15 protein-coding genes are annotated in these 16,438 nt (G+C 74.4%); 5 read left to right on the top strand and 10 right to left on the bottom strand.

Features of this window, described 5'->3' with window-relative positions:
• Nucleotides 1-71 precede the first annotated feature (71 nt).
• Both ACFWE1_RS12855 and ACFWE1_RS12850 read left to right on the top strand, forming a co-directional pair.
• Nucleotides 72-1,220: a ThiF family adenylyltransferase gene (locus tag ACFWE1_RS12855; protein WP_376933821.1), complete on the top strand. Its 1,149-nt coding sequence runs from the start codon at nucleotides 72-74 to the stop codon at nucleotides 1,218-1,220.
• Nucleotides 1,221-1,279: 59 nt separating this feature from the next.
• Nucleotides 1,280-1,753 (top strand): molybdenum cofactor biosynthesis protein MoaE, encoded by a 474-nt coding sequence (locus tag ACFWE1_RS12850; protein WP_376933820.1) that lies wholly within the window; start codon nucleotides 1,280-1,282, stop codon nucleotides 1,751-1,753.
• Nucleotides 1,754-1,783: 30 nt separating this feature from the next.
• Here ACFWE1_RS12850 and moaA read toward each other — a convergent pair whose 3' ends face one another.
• From moaA to ACFWE1_RS12825, 5 genes are read right to left on the bottom strand one after another with little or no spacing between them, the layout of a single operon-like run.
• A complete protein-coding gene (moaA, locus tag ACFWE1_RS12845) occupies nucleotides 1,784-2,875 on the bottom strand; it encodes a GTP 3',8-cyclase MoaA (protein ID WP_376933819.1) in 1,092 nt (363 codons plus the stop codon).
• A gap of 50 nt (nucleotides 2,876-2,925) precedes the next feature.
• Nucleotides 2,926-4,062 carry an ABC transporter ATP-binding protein gene (locus ACFWE1_RS12840; protein ID WP_376933818.1) on the bottom strand — a complete coding sequence of 379 codons (1,137 nt, stop codon included), beginning with the start codon at nucleotides 4,060-4,062 and terminating at the stop codon, nucleotides 2,926-2,928.
• The gene (locus ACFWE1_RS12835; RefSeq protein ID WP_376933817.1) at nucleotides 4,059-4,889 is read right to left on the bottom strand and encodes an ABC transporter permease; all 831 of its coding nucleotides are present in this window, start codon (nucleotides 4,887-4,889) and stop codon (nucleotides 4,059-4,061) included. Before ACFWE1_RS12835 ends, ACFWE1_RS12840 begins: the two co-directional genes overlap by 4 nt.
• Nucleotides 4,886-5,758 carry a molybdate ABC transporter substrate-binding protein gene (gene modA / locus ACFWE1_RS12830; protein WP_376933980.1) on the bottom strand — a complete coding sequence of 291 codons (873 nt, stop codon included), beginning with the start codon at nucleotides 5,756-5,758 and terminating at the stop codon, nucleotides 4,886-4,888. Before modA ends, ACFWE1_RS12835 begins: the two co-directional genes overlap by 4 nt.
• 2 nt (nucleotides 5,759-5,760) lie before the next feature.
• Nucleotides 5,761-6,183, bottom strand: coding sequence for a molybdopterin-binding protein (locus ACFWE1_RS12825; protein ID WP_376933979.1), 423 nt, complete (start codon nucleotides 6,181-6,183; stop codon nucleotides 5,761-5,763).
• 233 nt (nucleotides 6,184-6,416) lie between these two features.
• Between ACFWE1_RS12825 and ACFWE1_RS12820 the strand changes: the two genes are divergently transcribed.
• The 3 genes from ACFWE1_RS12820 (at nucleotide 6,417) to ACFWE1_RS12810 (ending at nucleotide 9,752) form a co-directional block, all read left to right on the top strand.
• Nucleotides 6,417-6,947, top strand: coding sequence for a nucleoside deaminase (locus ACFWE1_RS12820; RefSeq protein WP_189085890.1), 531 nt, complete (start codon nucleotides 6,417-6,419; stop codon nucleotides 6,945-6,947).
• A gap of 57 nt (nucleotides 6,948-7,004) precedes the next feature.
• A complete protein-coding gene (locus ACFWE1_RS12815) occupies nucleotides 7,005-8,450 on the top strand; it encodes an NCS2 family permease (RefSeq protein ID WP_376933978.1) in 1,446 nt (481 codons plus the stop codon).
• A gap of 162 nt (nucleotides 8,451-8,612) precedes the next feature.
• Nucleotides 8,613-9,752 carry an MFS transporter gene (locus tag ACFWE1_RS12810; RefSeq protein WP_376933816.1) on the top strand — a complete coding sequence of 380 codons (1,140 nt, stop codon included), beginning with the start codon at nucleotides 8,613-8,615 and terminating at the stop codon, nucleotides 9,750-9,752.
• 36 nt (nucleotides 9,753-9,788) lie between these two features.
• Here ACFWE1_RS12810 and ACFWE1_RS12805 read toward each other — a convergent pair whose 3' ends face one another.
• The 5 genes from ACFWE1_RS12805 to ACFWE1_RS12785 all read right to left on the bottom strand — a co-directional run bounded on the left by ACFWE1_RS12805 (nucleotide 9,789) and on the right by ACFWE1_RS12785 (nucleotide 16,416).
• Complete coding sequence (locus ACFWE1_RS12805) at nucleotides 9,789-10,535, bottom strand: SDR family oxidoreductase (RefSeq protein ID WP_376933815.1); 747 nt, start codon at nucleotides 10,533-10,535, stop codon at nucleotides 9,789-9,791.
• A complete protein-coding gene (gene xdhC, locus ACFWE1_RS12800; protein WP_376933814.1) occupies nucleotides 10,532-11,398 on the bottom strand; it encodes a xanthine dehydrogenase accessory protein XdhC in 867 nt (288 codons plus the stop codon). The genes ACFWE1_RS12805 and xdhC overlap by 4 nt, the downstream gene beginning before the upstream one ends.
• 10 nt (nucleotides 11,399-11,408) lie before the next feature.
• Nucleotides 11,409-13,796 (bottom strand): xanthine dehydrogenase molybdopterin binding subunit, encoded by a 2,388-nt coding sequence (xdhB, locus tag ACFWE1_RS12795; protein ID WP_376933813.1) that lies wholly within the window; start codon nucleotides 13,794-13,796, stop codon nucleotides 11,409-11,411.
• A complete protein-coding gene (locus ACFWE1_RS12790) occupies nucleotides 13,793-15,334 on the bottom strand; it encodes a xanthine dehydrogenase small subunit (RefSeq protein ID WP_376933812.1) in 1,542 nt (513 codons plus the stop codon). Before ACFWE1_RS12790 ends, xdhB begins: the two co-directional genes overlap by 4 nt.
• A gap of 332 nt (nucleotides 15,335-15,666) precedes the next feature.
• Nucleotides 15,667-16,416, bottom strand: coding sequence for an IclR family transcriptional regulator (locus ACFWE1_RS12785; protein WP_376933811.1), 750 nt, complete (start codon nucleotides 16,414-16,416; stop codon nucleotides 15,667-15,669).
• Nucleotides 16,417-16,438: the final 22 nt, after the last annotated feature.

Below are 16,438 nucleotides of genomic sequence, written 5' to 3'. Positions count from 1 at the left end.
GGCTCGATGCTACCCGAACGGCGGAATCCGGCATCCGCCACGCGGAAAAGGTCCGCGAGTACACTGACCGGATGACCCAGCCGCTCGTCGCGCCAGGCGCGCCGCTCAGCGCCGAGCGCGTGAGCCGGCACAGCCGTCAGCTCATGCTGCCCGGCTACGGCGAGGACGCGCAACGCCGGCTCGCCGCGGCCCGCGTGCTCGTCATCGGCGCCGGCGGCCTCGGCAGCGCCGTGGTGCCCGCGCTCGCCGGCTCGGGCATCGGCACGATCGGCATCGCCGACGACGACGTCGTCGAGCTCAGCAACCTGCCGCGGCAGCTCAGCCACGGGGTCGCCGACCTCGGCCGCGCGAAGGTCGACTCGCTCGCCGACACGGTCGCGGCGATCGACCCGGAGTGCCGGGTGGTGCGGCACCGGGTGCGGCTGACGGCGGCGAACCTGCCCGGCATCCTCGCCGACTACGACCTCGTCGTCGACGGCAGCGACAACTTCCCCACCCGGTATCTCGCGAACGACGCCGCGCATCTCGCGGGCGTGCCGCTCGTGTGGGGCGCGATCCTGCGCTTCCAGGGACAGCTCGGCGTCGCCTGGCGGGGGCACGGGCCGGGCTACCGCGACCTGTTCCCGACGCCGCCGGCCCCCGGCGAGGTGCCCTCCTGCGAGCTCGGCGGCGTGCTGCCGACGCTCTGCCTCACGATCGGTGCGATGCTGGTCGGCGAGGTGGTGAAGCTCGTCACGGGCATCGGCGAGCCGCTGCTCGGGCGGGTGCTGAGCTACGACGCACTGAGCGGGCGCAGCCGCGAGATCCCCTACGGCGTCGATCCCGACGCCGCCGAGATCACGGGGCTCGTCGACTACGAGCGCTTCTGCGGGCTGGTTCCCCAGGAGGCCGCCGCGGATGCCCCGACCGCGGCGATCTCGGCCGCGGAACTGCTGCGCCGGCTGCGCGCCGGCGAGCCGCTGCGCCTCCTCGACGTGCGCGAGCCCGCCGAAGCCGAACTGCGCCGGATCGCCGGCAGCGAGCTCGTGCCGCTGGGGGAGCTGCTCGGCGGCGCGGAGCCCGCGGCCGAGCCGGGCCCGCTCGTCGTGTACTGCGAGCTCGGGATGCGCTCGGCCCGCGCCGCCGCGGCGCTCGCCGCGCGCGGGCACGCCGACGTCGTCTCGCTCGACGGCGGCCTCGACCGCTTCGCCGCGCTCGGCGCGGAGTACCTCATCCGGTGACCGACGCCGACCCGATGACCGACGCACCCCCGACCAACCGCAGCGGAAGCGAGCCAGCGATGCCCAGTCCCGACCGCACCAGTCCCGACCGCACCAGTCCCGACCGCACGAGTCCCGAACCCACCGAGCTCTACGCCGTCGTCTCCGAGGCCCCGCTCGACGCGGACGCGGTGCGCCGGGCGGTCGAGCACGACGCCTCGGGCGCCGTCGTCGTGTTCCACGGCGTCGTGCGCGACCACGACGGCGGCCGGGCCGTGCGCGCCCTCGACTACCGCGGCCACCCCGAGGCCGAGCGCTTCCTCGCCGACTGCGTCCGGCGCATCCACGAGGAGACGGGTTTCGCGGTCGCCGCCGCCCACCGCGTCGGCGATCTCGTGATCGGCGACGTCGCGCTCGTCGCGGCGGCCGGCGCCGGGCATCGGGCGCAGGCCTTCGACGCGTGCGAGCGCCTCGTCGAGCTCGTGAAGCAGGAGGTGCCGATCTGGAAGCGACAGCACTTCGACGACGGCGTCTCGGAGTGGGTCGGCCTCTAGCAGCGCCCCGGCGATCGGGGCGCCCGCGCCTCAGCCGCCGATGTAGCTCATCTCGATCTTCGGCCGCGCGGCCCGCAGCTCGGGGGTGAGCGTCGCCCGCAGCTCGGAGTAGCGGTCGTCGCGCGCGCCCCAGATCGCCCCCATGGCGCGGGCGAGCTCGGCGTCGTCGGCGCCGCCGCGGAGGAGGGCCCGCAGATCGTGGCCCTCGCTCGCGAAGAGGCAGGTGAACAGGCGCCCCTCGGTCGAGATCCTGGCGCGGTTGCAGGTGCCGCAGAACGCGTTCGTCACGCTCGAGATGACGCCGATCTCGCCCTCGCCGTCGGCGTAGCGCCAGCGCGCCGCAGTCTCGCCGGGGGCGGAGCGGCCGATGGCCACGAGGGGCAGCTCGGCGCCGATGCGCTCCACGATCTCGGCGGAGGGCACGACCTCGGCGAGGTCCCAGCCGTTCGAGGTGCCGACGTCCATGTACTCGATGAAGCGCAGCGTGTAGGGCGTGCCCTTGAAGTGCCTGGCCATGGCGACGACCTCGTCGTCGTTCAGCCCGCGCTTGACGACCATGTTCAGCTTGATCGGGCCGAGCCCCGCCTCGTGCGCGGCATCGATGCCGGCGAGCACCCGCGCCACCGGGAAGCGCACGTCGTTCATCTCCTGGAACTTGGCGTCGTCGAGCGAGTCGAGCGAGACCGTGACCCGGCTGAGCCCGGCGTCCCGGAGGGCACGGGCCTTCACCGCGAGCGCGGCGCCGTTCGTCGTGAGGGCGAGCTCGAGCGGCCGCCCGTCGGGCGTGCGCAGCTCGGCGAGCCGGGCCACGAGCTCTTCGACGCCGCGGCGCAGCAGTGGTTCGCCGCCGGTCAGCCGCAGCTTCTCGACGCCGTGCGCGGCGGCCACGCGGGCGATCCGCACGATCTCGTCGAAGCTCAGCAGCTCGTCGCGATCGAGGAAGGCGTAGTCGCGGCCGAACACGGCCTTCGGCATGCAGTAGACGCAGCGGAAGTTGCAGCGATCGGTGATCGAGATGCGCAGGTCCCGCATGGGGCGCCCGAGCCGATCGGGCAGCTCGCCGGAGGCCGGCAGCCGCCTGGCTCCGCCCGTCCCGGCTCCCGCCGGCGTCGTGATCGTCATCGTCACCCCCTCGTGGGCGTCTACCGTAACACCGCCCCGGGAGCACGCCGTCAGTCGAGCGGGCGCACCGACACGTCGGCGGGCTCGATCCGGAACACGAGCGCCGCGCCCGCCTCGAGGTCGAGCGCGACGGCCGCGGCGGTCGGCACGTCGACGGCGACGCCCGGGTGTTCGGCGGTGACGATGCGCACGCCGCCGCCCGTGGGTTCGAGGCTCGCGACGGTGCCGGACCAGTGGTTCGCCACGGCATGCTCGCCCCCCGCGGCCGCCGGGCGCGCGGGCCGCACATGCACCGCGCCCGGCGCGAAGACGGCGGAGGCGCGCGCGCCGGGTACGAGCCCGGCCGGCTCCGCGGCGCGCAGCACGAGGCCGCCGTCGCTGCGCACCGTCGCGGTGTCGAACGCCACGCCCTCGACGAGGTCCACCCCGGCGAGGGCGGCGATGAACGGCGTGCGCGGGTGCCCGAGCACGCGCGCGATCGGGCCTTCGTCGACGAGCCGGCCGGCCTGCAGGATCGCCGCGCGAGCGGCGAGCACGAGCGCGTCGAGCGGGTCGTGGGTGACGAGCAGCATGGGGATGCCGAGGGCGGCCCGATGCTCGCGGACGAGCCGCCGCATGCCCGCCGCCGCCTCGACGTCGAGCGCCGCGAACGGTTCGTCGAGCAGCAGGGCCGCGGGCTTCGCCGCGAGCGTGCGGGCGAGCGCGACGCGCTGCTGCTGCCCGCCCGAGAGCTCGGCCGGGCGGCGGCGCTCGAAGCCGGCGAGGCCGACCCGCTCGAGCCAGGCGGCGGCCTCGGCGCGCGACTCCCGCCGGCCGGCGCCCTGCGCGCGCGGTCCGAAGGCGACGTTCTCGAGCGCGCTGAGGTGCGGGAACAGCAGCGCCTGCTGGCCGAGCAGGCCGATGCGCCGGGCCGCGAGCGGCACCTCGTGCGCACCGGCGCCGCCGAGGACGCGGCCGCCCACCCGGACCTCGCCCCGGTCGACGGGCACGTGCCCCGCGATCGCGCCGAGCAGCGTCGACTTGCCCGAGCCGTTCGGCCCGAGCACGGCGAGCACCTCGTCGGGGCCGACCGCGACGGCGGTGTCGAGGCAGAAGCCGCCGCGCGCGACCTCGAGCTCGGCGACGAGCCCGGCGCCCGAGGCCGGCCCGGCCGAGGCATCCGCCTGCTGCTGCGGTGCGGCGCTCATCGCGGGGCGTCCGCTCGCCAGCCGCGCATCAGCACGAGCACCGCGATCGCCACGGCGATGAGCATGAGCGACAGCGCGATCGCGGTGTCCTCGCTGACTCCCGCGCCGTTGAAGGCCGTGTAGATCGCGAGCGGCATCGTGCGGGTCGTGCCGGCGGCGTTGCCGGCGAAGAGGGCGGTCGCGCCGAACTCGCCGAGTGCCCGGGCGAAGCAGAGCACGGCGCCGGCGAGGAGGCCCGGGGCGACGAGGGGCAGCGTGATCCGGCGGAAGACGGTGAACCGGCCGGCGCCGAGGCCGGCGGCGACGGCCTCGAAGCGGGTGCCGGCGGTGCGCAGCGCGCCCTCGACGGAGATCACGAGGAAGGGCAGGGCGACGAAGACCTGGGCGATGACGACGGCGGCGGTCGTGAAGGGGATGCGGATGCCCCAGACCGCGAGCACCTCGCCGAAGAGCCCGGTGCGGCCGAGGAGGGCGAGCAGGGCGATGCCGCCGACGAGCGGGGGCAGCACGAGGGGGAGCGTCACGAGGGTGCGGAGCGCGGCGGCGAGGCCGGGCCGACTCCGGGCGATGACGAGGGCGAGCGGGACGCCGAGCACGACGCAGGCGAGCGTCGCCCAGCTCGCGGTCGCGAGTGAGAGCCCGAGCGCCTGCAGGGCCGCAGGGGAGGTGATGGCGGCCGGCACCCCGGCCCAGTCGAGCCGCACGAGCAGCGCCGCGAGCGGCAGCAGCAGCACGGCGGCGCCGAGGCCGGCCGGCAGGTACAGCCAGCCGGGGAAGCGCCCCGCGACGGCGAGGCCGTCGCGGGGCGCGTGCGCGACTCGGGTCACGGCGCTCCGAAGCCGAAGGAGGCGAGCAGCTGCTGGCCGGCCTTCGAGGTGACGAAGGCGACGAAGGCGGCGGCCGCCTCCGGGTTGGGCGCGGCGCTCAGCGCGGTCACCGGGTAGACGTTGGTCGCGTCGGCGGCGTTCGCGATCTCGACGCCCTCGACGGCGTCGCCCGCGGCCTCGACGTCGGTGACGTAGACGAGCCCCGCGTCGGCCTCGCCGGACTTCACCTTGGTGAGCACGGCGGTGACGTTCTGCTCCTCGCTCGCGGGGGTCAGCGTGAGGCCGGCGGCCTGGAGGAGCGTCTGCGAGGCGGCGCCGCAGGGCACCTCGGGCGCGCAGAGCACGACCGTCGCGGGCCGGCCGTCGGCGGTCGTCGTGGCGCCGTCGGCGAGGGCGTCGAGCCCCGCGATGCCGAGCGGGTTGCCGGGGGCGACCGCGATCTCGAGCACGTTCGTCGCGAAGTCGTCGGCGCCGTCCGCGAGACCGGCGTCGAGCACCTTCGTCATGTTCTTCTCGTCGGCGGAGGCGAACACGTCGGCGGGGGCGCCCTCGATGAGCTGGGTGGCGAGCACGGACGAGCCGTCGTAGGTGATCGGCAGCACGTCGAGCTCGGGGTGCTCGGCCTCGAACTGCGCGGCGAGCTCGTCGAAGGCGCCGCTCAGGGACGCCGCGGCGTAGATGGTGAGCTCGCCGGTGAGGGCGGGCTCGTCGGCGCCGCTGCTCGCGGTGGGGCTCGGTTCGGCCGCGCCGCCGGCGCAGCCGGCGAGGAGCGCGACGGCGGCGATGGCGACGCCGGCGCCGGCGAAGCGCGAACGGCGGTGGCGGGCGGGGAGGGCGCTGGGGGTGCTGCGGGACGTGCGGTGCTGCAGGGTCACGACGAGGGATCCTCTTCCGTCTCGATGATGACCGTGGTCGCCTTGACCACGGCCACGCCGCGCGAACCGATCTCGAGCTCCAGCTCGCGGGCGGCCTCGGCCGACATGAGGGAGACGACCCGGTTCGGGCCGCACTGCAGCTCGACCTGGGCCATCAGCCCGGCGATCTCGACCTTGGTGACGAGACCGACGAAGCGGTTGCGGGCGCTGCGGCGCACGTGGGACCGGTCGGTGCTGGCCGCCGCGATGGCCTGCGCCCTCGCCGCGAGCTCGCGACCGGGCACGACCTGGCGGCCGGCGTCGTCTTTCGAGACGCTCAGCAGCCCGTCCTGCACCCATCGCCGAACGGTGTCGTCGCTCACGCCGAGGAGATCCGCGGCCTCACTGATCCGATATTGCGCCATAACGCTCACAATAATTCCGTATCTGCGGATCTATAATCAAGTTTTCCGTATTTCAGAATCAAACTTCCAAAAACGTGTAGACCGGGGCAGGGGTGGCTGTTAGCCTCGACCAGTCGCCGGGCCCGCCACGAAGCCGCCCGGTGCCGAAGCCCAGCAGACCCGAACGGATCGACGACGATCACGACGGCGCCGAACCGGCGCCGCTGGCCGAGCCGACCGGTCGGACTCCGAGAGCAAGGATGCTTTTCATGGAATCGCTCGGTACCACCACTCCGGCAGACACGGGCCCCCAGGGCGCCGCGCCGACGCCCGCCCAGTACCTCGCCCGAGCCGTCGCGCTCGCGACCGAGAACGTGCGCCGCTCCGGCGGCCCGTTCGGCGCCATCGTCGTCACCGCCGACGGCCGCGTCTTCGAGGGCGTCAACCGGGTCACCGCGAACCTCGACCCCACGGCGCACGCGGAGGTCTCGGCCATCCGCGCCGCCTGCCAGGGCATCGGCGACTTCGACCTCTCCGGCGCCGTGCTCTACACGAGCTGCGAGCCGTGCCCGATGTGCCTCGCCTCCTCGCTCTGGGCCCGCATCGACCGGGTCTACTTCGCCGCCAGCCGCCACGACGCGGCGGACGCCGGATTCGACGACGCCGTCTTCTACCGCTACTTCGAGGGCGACGACGCCGACCGCGCCGTGATGCCGGTCGCCGACATCGAGCTGCCGCCCGCCGAGCGGGTCGCCCCCTTCACCGAGTGGCAGCACACCGCCACCCGCATCGAGTACTGAGCGGAGCCGAACGTGACCCAGCACACCGACAGCACCGCCACCCCGATCCCCGACCCGCTGCCCACGGGCGCGACCACCACGGTCGAGGGGGAGCCGAAGAACGCGATCGACCGCTTCTTCGAGATCACCCGGCGCGGCTCCACCTTCGGGCGCGAGATCCGCGGCGGCATCGTCACCTTCGTGACGATGGCCTACATCGTCATCCTGAACCCGCTGATCCTCGGCGGCTCGGAGGACGTCGCCGGCAACGCGCTCGACGCCGCCCAGGTCGGCGCGGCGACGGGCCTCACCGCCGGCCTCATGACCATCCTGTTCGGCGTCTTCGCCCGGCTGCCCTTCGCCATCGCGGCCGGCCTCGGCATCAACTCCTTCCTCGCGGTCTCGGTCGTAGGGCAGGTCACCTGGCCCGAGGCGATGGGCCTCGTCGTCATCAACGGCGTCATCATCGTGCTCCTCGGCGCCACCGGCGCGCGGACGGCGATCTTCCGCGCCGTGCCGCAGGCGCTCAAGGCGGCGATCACGGTCGGCATCGGCCTGTTCATCGCCTTCATCGGCTTCGTCGACTCGGGCTTCGTGAACCGCACGCCCGGCGGCCCGCCCGTGCAGCTCGGCGACGCCGGCTCGATCACCTCGGTGCCGACGCTCATCTTCCTGCTCGGCCTCGTGCTGATCGGCATCCTCGTGGCGCGCCGGGTGCCGGGCGGCATCCTGATCGGCATCGTGGTGACCACCATCGTCGCGATCATCGCCCAGGCGCTCCTGAAGCTCGGCCCCTCCTTCGAGGACCCGAACGGCTGGCACATGACGATGCCGGAGCTGCCGACCGCCCTGTTCACGGTGCCCGACTTCGGGCTCGTCGGGCAGTTCGACGTGTTCGGCGCCTTCGGCCGGATCGGCGCGCTCTCGGCGACGATGCTCGTCTTCACGCTCGTGTTCTCGAACTTCTTCGACGCCATGGGCACGATGACGGGGCTCGCGAAGAACGCCGGGCTCGCCCACAAGGACGGCACCTTCCCGCGGCTGCGGGCCGCCTTCATCGTCGAGGGCGCCGGCGCCATCGCGGGCGGCGCGACCTCGACCTCCTCGAACACCGTCTACGTCGACAGCGCCTCGGGCATCGGCGAGGGCGCGCGCACCGGGCTCGCCTCGGTCGTGGTCGGGCTGCTCTTCCTGTTGTCCATGTTCCTCACGCCGCTCACCCTCGTGGTGCCGATCGAGGTCGGCTCGGCCGCGCTCGTCGTGGTCGGCGCGATGATGATGGGGCAGATCCGCGAGATCAAGTTCGACAAGTTCGCCGTCGCCCTGCCGGCGTTCCTCACGATCGTGACGATGCCGCTCACCTACTCGATCGCGAATGGCATCGGCGTCGGCTTCATCTCCTGGGCGCTCGTGAACGCGGCATCGGGCCGGGCGCGCAAGGTGCACTGGCTGATGTGGGTCGTCGCGGCCGGCTTCGCGCTCTACTTCGTGCGCGGGCCGATCGAGAGCCTCATCGCGGGCTGAGCCCGAGATCGGACGCGCCCCGGCCGGCATTCCGGCCGGGGCGCGCGTCCGCGCCGCGCGTCACACGCCCTCCGGTCGTGGTGGGATGAATCGGAAGGGAACGGTGAAGCGGAGTTGACGACGAACGGACCGGGCGCAGGATCGGTGTGGCGGGCGCCCGGGATGCCCGCGCTCATCACGATGACGGCCCTCGGCTTCTCGGGCTTCGCCGTGCTGATGCCGGTCGCCCCGCTGTGGGCGGTCGCCGGCGGCGCCGACGTGGCGGGCGCCGGGCTGGTCACCGGCGTGCTGATGCTCGCGACCGTGGCCGGGCAGACGATGGTGCCGGCTGCGCTGCGCCGCTTTGGCTGGGCGCCCGTGCTCGTGGTGGGGCTGCTGCTGCTCGGCCTGCCCGCCCCGGCGATGCTCGCGTCCGCCGAGCTGCCCGTCATCCTCGCCTGGTCGGCCGTGCGCGGGCTCGGCTTCGCCGTGCTCACGGTGGCCGGCGGCAGCGCCGTGCCCGAGCTCATCGAACCGGCTCGCCGCGGCCGGGCGATCGGCGCCTGGGGCCTCGCGATCGCCGGACCCCAGCTCGTGCTGCTCCCGCTCGCGCCCTGGGTCGCGGAGCACCTCGGCTACGTCCCGGTCTTCGTCGTCGCGGCGCTGCCGGTGCTCGGCATCCCCGCCGCGCTGCGCCTCGCCAAGCACCTCGCCGCGAAGCCGCCGCACCCCGCCGAGCACGCGCACGCCTCGCACGGGCCGCTCGCCGCGGCCGCGGTGCTGTTCCGCCCGGTCGCGCTGCTCCTCGCCGTCACCGTCGCGGGCGGTGCGCTGATCACCTTCCTGCCCCAGCTCGCCGGCGACCAGCTGCTCGCGGCCGCCGCGCTGCTGCTGCTCACGGGCCTCGCGGCGCTCTCGCGCTGGCTCATCGGGGGACCGGCCGACCGCTTCGGCGCCCGGCCGCTGCTGTGGCCGCTCGTACTCGCCACGGCCGCCGGCCTCGCGATCACCGCCTGGGGCGTCGTTGACGCCTCGGCGCCCGCGGACTGGGCGCTTCTCGTCGGCGCGGCGCTCGTCGGCCTCGGCTACGGGGGGCTGCAGAACCTCACCCTGGGCGAGGCGTTCGCCGCGGTCGGCCCGCGCGACACGCTGCTCGCGAGCATGGTGTGGAACATCGGCTTCGACGCGGGCACCGGCTTCGGGGCCGTGCTCGTCGGCACGATCGCGGCGGGCTTCTCGTTCCCGGTCGCGTTCCTCTGCGCGGCGGCGCTGTCGCTCGCGACGCTCCCGCTCGCGATCATGCGGGGGCGCCGGCTCAGCTGACGGGCGGATGCCTCCCCGCCGGCCATGCTCGCGGCCTCAGCCGCGGCCGATGAACGGCATGCCCGCCGCGGTCGCGGTGAGCTGCGGCACGCTCACCGAGAGCGGCAGCTCGGCGAGGGCGAGCACGAGCCGGGCGACGTCGTCGGCGGCCATCGTCGGCTCGACGAGGCGGCGTCCGTCGGCTTGCAGGGCCCCGTCCCCGACGAGGTCGTCGACGAGCTCGGTGCGCGCGTTGCCGAGGTCGAGCTCGGTGCAGCTGATGCCGTGCGCCCGGCCGTCGAGCTCGATGGACTTCGAGAGCCCGGCGATCGCGTGCTTCGTCGTCGTGTACGCGGCCGAGCGGGGCCGGGGCACCTGCGCCGAGACGGAGCCGTTGTTCACGATGCGGCCCCCGGGCGGATGCTGCGCCGCCATCCGGCGGAACGCGGCCCCTGCGCAGCGGACCGCCGCCGACACGTTGACGGCGAGCGTCGCCGCCCACGCGGCCTCGTCGAGCCCGCCGACATCGGCGCTCGGCCCGAACGTGCCCGCGTTGTTGAAGAGCAGATCGAGGCGGCCGAAGCGCTCGTCGTGGCCGGCGAAGAGCCGCTCGACGTCGGCGGGCTCGGTGACGTCGGCGGGGACGACGAGCGCCGCCCCGAAGCCGGCGGCGGTCTCCTCGAGCGGGGCGCGCCGTCGACCGGCGAGGGTCACGTTCCAGCCGGCGTCGAGCAGCGCGCGGGCGCACGCACGGCCGATGCCGCTGCCCGCGCCGGTGACGAGAGCCGAGCGGGCGGCGCTCATCCGGCGTCCGTCGCGGCCGCAGCGTCCGCCGCGGGCGGTGCGTCGGGCTCCGCGGCCTCGATGAGCTGCAGCATCCGCGCGGCGACGCTCACGGCGATCGCGGCGGGCAGCTTCGAGTCGATGCCGTCGATGCCGATCGGCGTGGTCACGCGCGCGAGCGCCTCGTCGTCGTGGCCGAACTCGTGCAGCTTGCCGCGGAACCGTGCCCACTTCGAGCGCGAGCCGATGAGCCCGATCGAGCCGATGCCGGCTGTCCGCAGCGCGGTCTCGACGATCGCGAGGTCCTCGACGTGGTCGTGGGTCATGACGAGCACGTGCGCGCCGGCCGGCAGCTCGGCGAGCGCCGCCTCGGGCACGGGCGCGTGGTGCACCCGGACCTCGGCGACGGCGTCGCCGAGGGGGCCGCTGCGGCCCGGCTCGCCGAGCCGCTCGGCGGCGAGCATCTCCGGGCGGGAGTCGACGAGGTGGAGCTCGAGCGGATGCCTCGCCAGCACGCGGGCGAGCTCGAGGCCGACGTGGCCGACGCCGAAGACGGCGACCGCGGGCACCGTGCGCACGGGTTCCAAGAGCATCGTGACCTCTCCTCCGCAGCACTGCACGCCGTACTCCGCGTTCGCCTTGTCGCTCAGGGTGAGCGTGAGCAGCTCGGGCTCGGCCGCGCCCGCGGCGAGGAGCTCCCGGGCGCGGCGCACGGCGGTCGCCTCGAGGTTGCCGCCGCCGACGGTGCCGAAGAGCCCGTCGGCGGAGACGACCATCTTCGCGCCGCCGTTGCGCGGCGCGTGCCCGCGGACCATCGCCATGGTGACGATGACCGCGGGCGTCCGCGCCTCGCGGAGCCGCTGCAGCGCGTCCAGCCAGTCCATCCGGGTCCCGTCAGTCCGCGCCGACGAGCTCGCGCGAGGCATCCGTCTGCGCGACGGCCTCGGCGGGTGCGCCGGCCGCCCGGGCCGCCTCGACGGCCCAGAACACGGCCTCCGGCGTCGCGGGCGAGGCGAGCTCGACCGCCCGACCGCCGGGGCCGAACGCGGCGACGGCCTCGCGCAGCGCCTCCCGGGCGCTGAAGGCGAGCATGAAGGGCGGCTCGCCCACGGCCTTCGAGCCGTAGACGGCGCCCTCCTCGCGGGCGTCCTCGAAGAGGCGCACGTTGAACACCTCGGGCATCTCGGAGAAGCTCGGCAGCTTGTACGTCGACGCGGACTGGGTGAGCAGGCGCCCGCGCGCGGGCCCGTCGCTCTCGTCCCAGCGCAGTTCCTCGAGCGTCAGCCAGCCGACGCCCTGCACGTAGGCGCCCTCGATCTGCCCGATGTCGAGCATGGGCGAGAGCGAGTCACCCACATCGTGCACGATGTCGACCCGGCGCACCCGGTAGGCGCCCGTGAAGCCGTCGACCTCGACCTCGCTCGCGGCCGCGCCGTAGGCGAAGTACTTGAACGGCGAGCCCTGCATGACGTCGGGGTTCCAGTGCAGGCCCTCGGTGCGGTAGTAGCCGGCCGCCCAGAGCTGCACCCGCTGCAGGTACGCCGCCTCGGCGACCTCGGCGAAGCTCAGCCGCTGCTCGCGGTTGCCGAGGCCGGTGACGACGCCGCCCGAGAAGCGCACGTCGCGCTCGTCGACGCCGAGGAGGCGCCCGGCGACCTTCGCCATCCGCTCGCGGATCTGCTCGCAGGCGTTCTTCACCGCGCCGCCGTTCAGGTCGGCGCCGGAGCTCGCCGCGGTCGCGGAGGTGTTCGGCACCTTGTCGGTGCGGGTGGGCGCGAGCCGCACCTGGTGCAGCTCGAGGCCGAGGGCCGTCGCCGCGACCTGCAGCATCTTCGTGTGCAGGCCCTGGCCCATCTCGGTGCCGCCGTGGTTGATCAGCACCGAGCCGTCCTTGTAGACGTGCACGAGCGCGCCCGCCTGGTTGAAGGCCGCGAAGTTGAACGAGATGCCGAACTTGATCGGCGTGATCGCGAGCGCGCGCTTGCGGTCCTCGTGGGCGGCGTTGAACGCGGCGATCCCGGCGCGCCGGGCGTCGAAGTCGCTCTCGGCCTTGAGCTCGCTCCAGATGCGCGGCATCCGCTCGGCGTCCTTCACCGTCTGCCCGTACGGGGTGGCCTGCCCGGGTCGGTAGAAGTTCTGCTCGCGGAGCGTCGCCGCGTCGATGCCGAGCTCGGGAGCGACCCGGCCCAGGATGTCCTCGATGAGGAAGACGCCCTGCGGGCCGCCGAAGCCTCGGAACGCGGTCTGCGAGGTCTTGTTCGTCTTCGCGATGCGACCGTGCGCGTGCACGTTCGGGATCCAGTAGGCGTTGTCGAGGTGGCAGAGCGCACGCCCGAGCACGGGCTCGGAGAGGTCGAGGCTCCAGCCGCCGTCGGCCGTGAGGGTGGCCTCGAGCGCCTGGATGAAGCCGTCCTCGCTGAAGCCCGCCCGCCACTCGATGTGGAAGGGGTGGCGCTTGCCGGTCATCGTGAGGTCCTGCGTGCGGTTCAGCCGCAGCCGCACCGGCCGGCCGGTGAGCTTCGCGCCGAGCGCGGCGATCGCGGCGAGCCCGTGCGGTTGCATCTCCTTGCCGCCGAAGCCGCCGCCCATGCGCAGCTGCTGCACGGTGACCTCGTTCGAGGGCACGCCGAGCACGTGCGCGACGATCTCCTGCGTCTCGGAGGGGTGCTGCGTCGAGCACTGCACGAAGTACTGGCCCTCGGAGTCGCGGATCGCGTACGAGGCCTGCGTCTCGAGGTAGAAGTGCTCCTGGCCGCCGAATTCGGTGACCCCCGAGAAGACGCGCGGGGCTTCGGCGAGGGCGGCGGCCGCGTCGCCGCGGGCGACGGTGCGGGCGATGCCCTGGTACGACTCCGCCGCGATGGCGTCGCGCACCGTGATGAGCGAGGGCAGCGGCTCGTACTCGACCCGCACGGCGGCGGCGCCGAGCCGGGCGGCCTCGGGCGTCTCGCCGAGCACCCAGACGAGCGCATGCCCGAGGAACATCGCCTCGCTCGGGAACAGCGGCTCGTCGTGCTTGATGCCCGCGTCGTTCAGGCCGGGCACGTCGGCGGCGGTGAGCACGCGCACGACGCCGGGCACTTCGTAGGCGGGGGCCACATCGACGGTGACGCGCGCGTGCGCGTTCGTCGACTGCACCGGCCAGGCGGTGAGCACCCCGTGGTCGCGGGCGGCGAGGTCGTCGGTGTACATCGCCGCGCCGGTGACGTGCAGCGCGGCGCTCTCGTGCGCAGCGCGGAGCCCGACGACCGGGTCGGCGGGGCGGTCCGCGAGGGCGCTCATGCCGGCACCTCCGTCCGGGTGCTGCGACTGGAGCCGTGTGAGGTGGCGTACAGCTTCAAGAGGGCGGTGCCGAGCATTGCGCTGCGGTAGTCGGCGCTCGCCCGATGGTCGCTCATCGGGGTGCCGGTCTCGCGCAGCACCGCCGAGGCGGCGCGCACGGTGCCGAGGTCCCAGGGCTTGCCGACGAGGGCCTGCTCGGCCTCGTAGGCGCGGAGCGGGGTGGCGGCCACGCCGCCGAGGCCGATCCGCGCGGCCGTGACGACGCCCGCTTCGTCGACGTCGAGCGCGAACGCGACGGCGACGCTCGAGATGTCGTCGAAGCGCCGTTTGGCGATCTTGTGGAACGCGGTGAGCCCGGCGAGGGGCAGCGGGATGCGGATGGCCCGGATGAGCTCGCCCGCCTCCCGCACCGTCTGGCGGTAGCCGGTGAAGTACTCGGCGAGCTCGACCTCGCGCTCGAGGACCGCGCCGGCCTCGTCCGCCTTCGCGAGCACGACGCGGGCGCCGAGCGCGAGCAGGGCGGGCGGGGTGTCGCCGATGGGCGAGCCGGTGCCGAGGTTGCCGCCGATGGTGCCGCGGTTGCGGATCAGCCGGGAGGCGAACTGGGGGAAGAGCTGCGCGAGCAGCGGCACCCGGCCGTCGAGGCGGCGCTCGACGTCCGAGAGCGGCAGGGCCGCCCCGATCTCCACGACGTCCTCGCCGAGGTGCAGCGTGCGCAGCTCGTCGAGCTGCTCGATGGCGACGACGAGGGGAGCGCGGCGGCCGCGGAGGTTCACCTCGACGCCCCAATCGGTCGAGCCGGCCACGAGGAGCGCGTCGGGCTCGTCGCGGAGGATCGCCAGCGTCTCGTCGAGCGAGGCGGGGCGCACGAAGCGCTCGCCCTCGTGGGCGTAGTCGGTGGGGACGGCCTCGGGCGCGGGCCGCTCGCGGCGCTCGGCGAGCGGGTCGCCGGCCTCGGGGAAGCCCAGCGCGTAGGCGGCGTCGCGGATGGGCCGGTACCCGGTGCAGCGGCAGAGGTTGCCGCTCAGGGAGTGCAGATCGAAGCCGTTCGGCCCGTGCTCGGCGTCGGCGGCGCTGTCGGGGTCGTCGGGGGCGGCGGCGCTCGGGGCGCCGTCGTGCACGGGGCAGGGCTCGGCCGAGGCATCCTGGGCGACGCGGTCCGCGCGGTAGAACTCGCCCGCCATGCTGCACGCGAAGCCCGGGGTGCAGTAGCCGCACTGGGAGCCGCCGGCCTCGGCGAGCTTCTCCTGCACGGGATGCAGGGCCTCGGGGGAGCCGAGGCCCTCCGCGGTGACGAGCTCCTGGCCGGCGAGGGCGTGCACGGGCACGAGGCAGGCGTTCACGGCGGTCCAGGCGGTGCCGCCGCCATCGGCGGGGGTGGCGAGCAGCATCGCGCAGGCACCGCACTCGCCTTCGGCGCAGCCCTCCTTGCTGCCGGTGAGGCCGGTGTCGCGCAGCCAGTCGAGGGCGGTCGCGTGGGCGGGGACGCCGTCGAGCGGGCGGGAGCGTCCGTTGACGGTCAGGGCGTGGTGTTCCATGTCGAAACTCCTCGGGTCCGGCGTCAGCGTCGACGCCTGCGGCACCGGGGCCCCGGTGGCCCCACCTCGCACCGCGCCTGCGCAGCGGCAGGCACCTCCAGGGTACCGCTCGCCGAGCCGGCAGTTCTTGCGATCCGGAATCCGGTTTTCGCAGAACGGATATGGATACTACGCGACTCGGGCGCGATCCGGCAGGGGCAGTGCGTGCGGGGTCGCCGTGCGGGAGGAGATTTGCGGCGCGGGAGGATGTCGAGCCGCGAATCGACCTCCCGGCGCGCGAATCTCCTCCGCGCGAGAGTGGAGGGACGGGGGAGGGTGGGGTGGGCTGCTGTTCAGGCCGCGGCGGCGAGGGCGCCGATCTCGCGCACCGCTTCGCGGAGCACGGGGATGGCCCGGGCGGCGAAGTCCTCGTCGACGCGGGCGAGCGGCCCGGACACCGAGACGGCCGTCGGCACGGGGGCGCCGGGCACGGCCATGGCGTAGCAGCGCACCCCGATCTCCTGCTCGCCGTCGTCGATGGCGTAGCCGCGCGCGCGGATCTCGGCGAGGTCGGCGAGCAGCGCTTCGAGCGTCGTGATGGAGCGCTCGGTCTCGGCCGGCAGGCCCGTGCGGCCGACGATCTCGCGCACCTGCTCGTCGTCGAGCTCGGCGAGGATGGCCTTGCCCACGCCCGTGGAGTGCAGGTACGAGCGCCGGCCGACCTCGGTGAACATGCGCATGGCGTGCGGCGAGGGGGCCTGGGAGACGTAGATGACGCGGTCGCCGTCGAGGGTCGCGAGGTTCGCGGTCTCGCCGAGGCGCTCGACGAGTCCCTTGAGCTGCGGGCGGGCGAGCTGCCCGAACTGGCGGTTCGCGACCTCGCCGAGGCGCACGAGGCGCGGGCCGAGGGCGTAGCGGCGGTTCGCGAGCTGGCGGGCGTAGCCGAGCGAGACGAGGGTGCGCAGCAGCCGGTGGATGGTCGGCAGCGGCAGTTCGGCCATCGTCGACAGTTCGCTCAGCGTGACGTCGCCGCCAGCGTCGGCGATGAGCTCGAGCAGGTCGAAGACCCGCGCGACGGACTTGACGCCTTCAGCTTCGGCCATGCCGGGGCTCCTCGGTTCTGCA

Origin of the sequence: Agromyces sp. NPDC060279 (assembly GCF_042726785.1) — a bacterium.
Lineage (GTDB): Bacteria > Actinomycetota > Actinomycetes > Actinomycetales > Microbacteriaceae > Agromyces.
This window is presented reverse-complemented; position numbering and strand designations above follow the sequence as displayed.

What these genes read in the sequence shown, in the direction of transcription:
- ACFWE1_RS12855 (WP_376933821.1), top strand. Translation starts at nt 72, where the DNA reads ATGACCCAGCCGCTCGTCGCGCCAGGCGCGCCGCTCAGCGCCGAGCGC.
- ACFWE1_RS12850 (WP_376933820.1), top strand. Translation starts at nt 1,280, where the DNA reads ATGCCCAGTCCCGACCGCACCAGTCCCGACCGCACCAGTCCCGACCGC.
- moaA (WP_376933819.1), bottom strand. Translation starts at nt 2,875, where the DNA reads ATGACGATCACGACGCCGGCGGGAGCCGGGACGGGCGGAGCCAGGCGG.
- ACFWE1_RS12840 (WP_376933818.1), bottom strand. Translation starts at nt 4,062, where the DNA reads ATGAGCGCCGCACCGCAGCAGCAGGCGGATGCCTCGGCCGGGCCGGCC.
- ACFWE1_RS12820 (WP_189085890.1), top strand. Translation starts at nt 6,417, where the DNA reads ATGGAATCGCTCGGTACCACCACTCCGGCAGACACGGGCCCCCAGGGC.
- ACFWE1_RS12810 (WP_376933816.1), top strand. Translation starts at nt 8,613, where the DNA reads ATGCCCGCGCTCATCACGATGACGGCCCTCGGCTTCTCGGGCTTCGCC.
- ACFWE1_RS12805 (WP_376933815.1), bottom strand. Translation starts at nt 10,535, where the DNA reads ATGAGCGCCGCCCGCTCGGCTCTCGTCACCGGCGCGGGCAGCGGCATC.
- xdhC (WP_376933814.1), bottom strand. Translation starts at nt 11,398, where the DNA reads ATGGACTGGCTGGACGCGCTGCAGCGGCTCCGCGAGGCGCGGACGCCC.
- xdhB (WP_376933813.1), bottom strand. Translation starts at nt 13,796, where the DNA reads ATGAGCGCCCTCGCGGACCGCCCCGCCGACCCGGTCGTCGGGCTCCGC.
- ACFWE1_RS12790 (WP_376933812.1), bottom strand. Translation starts at nt 15,334, where the DNA reads ATGGAACACCACGCCCTGACCGTCAACGGACGCTCCCGCCCGCTCGAC.
- ACFWE1_RS12785 (WP_376933811.1), bottom strand. Translation starts at nt 16,416, where the DNA reads ATGGCCGAAGCTGAAGGCGTCAAGTCCGTCGCGCGGGTCTTCGACCTG.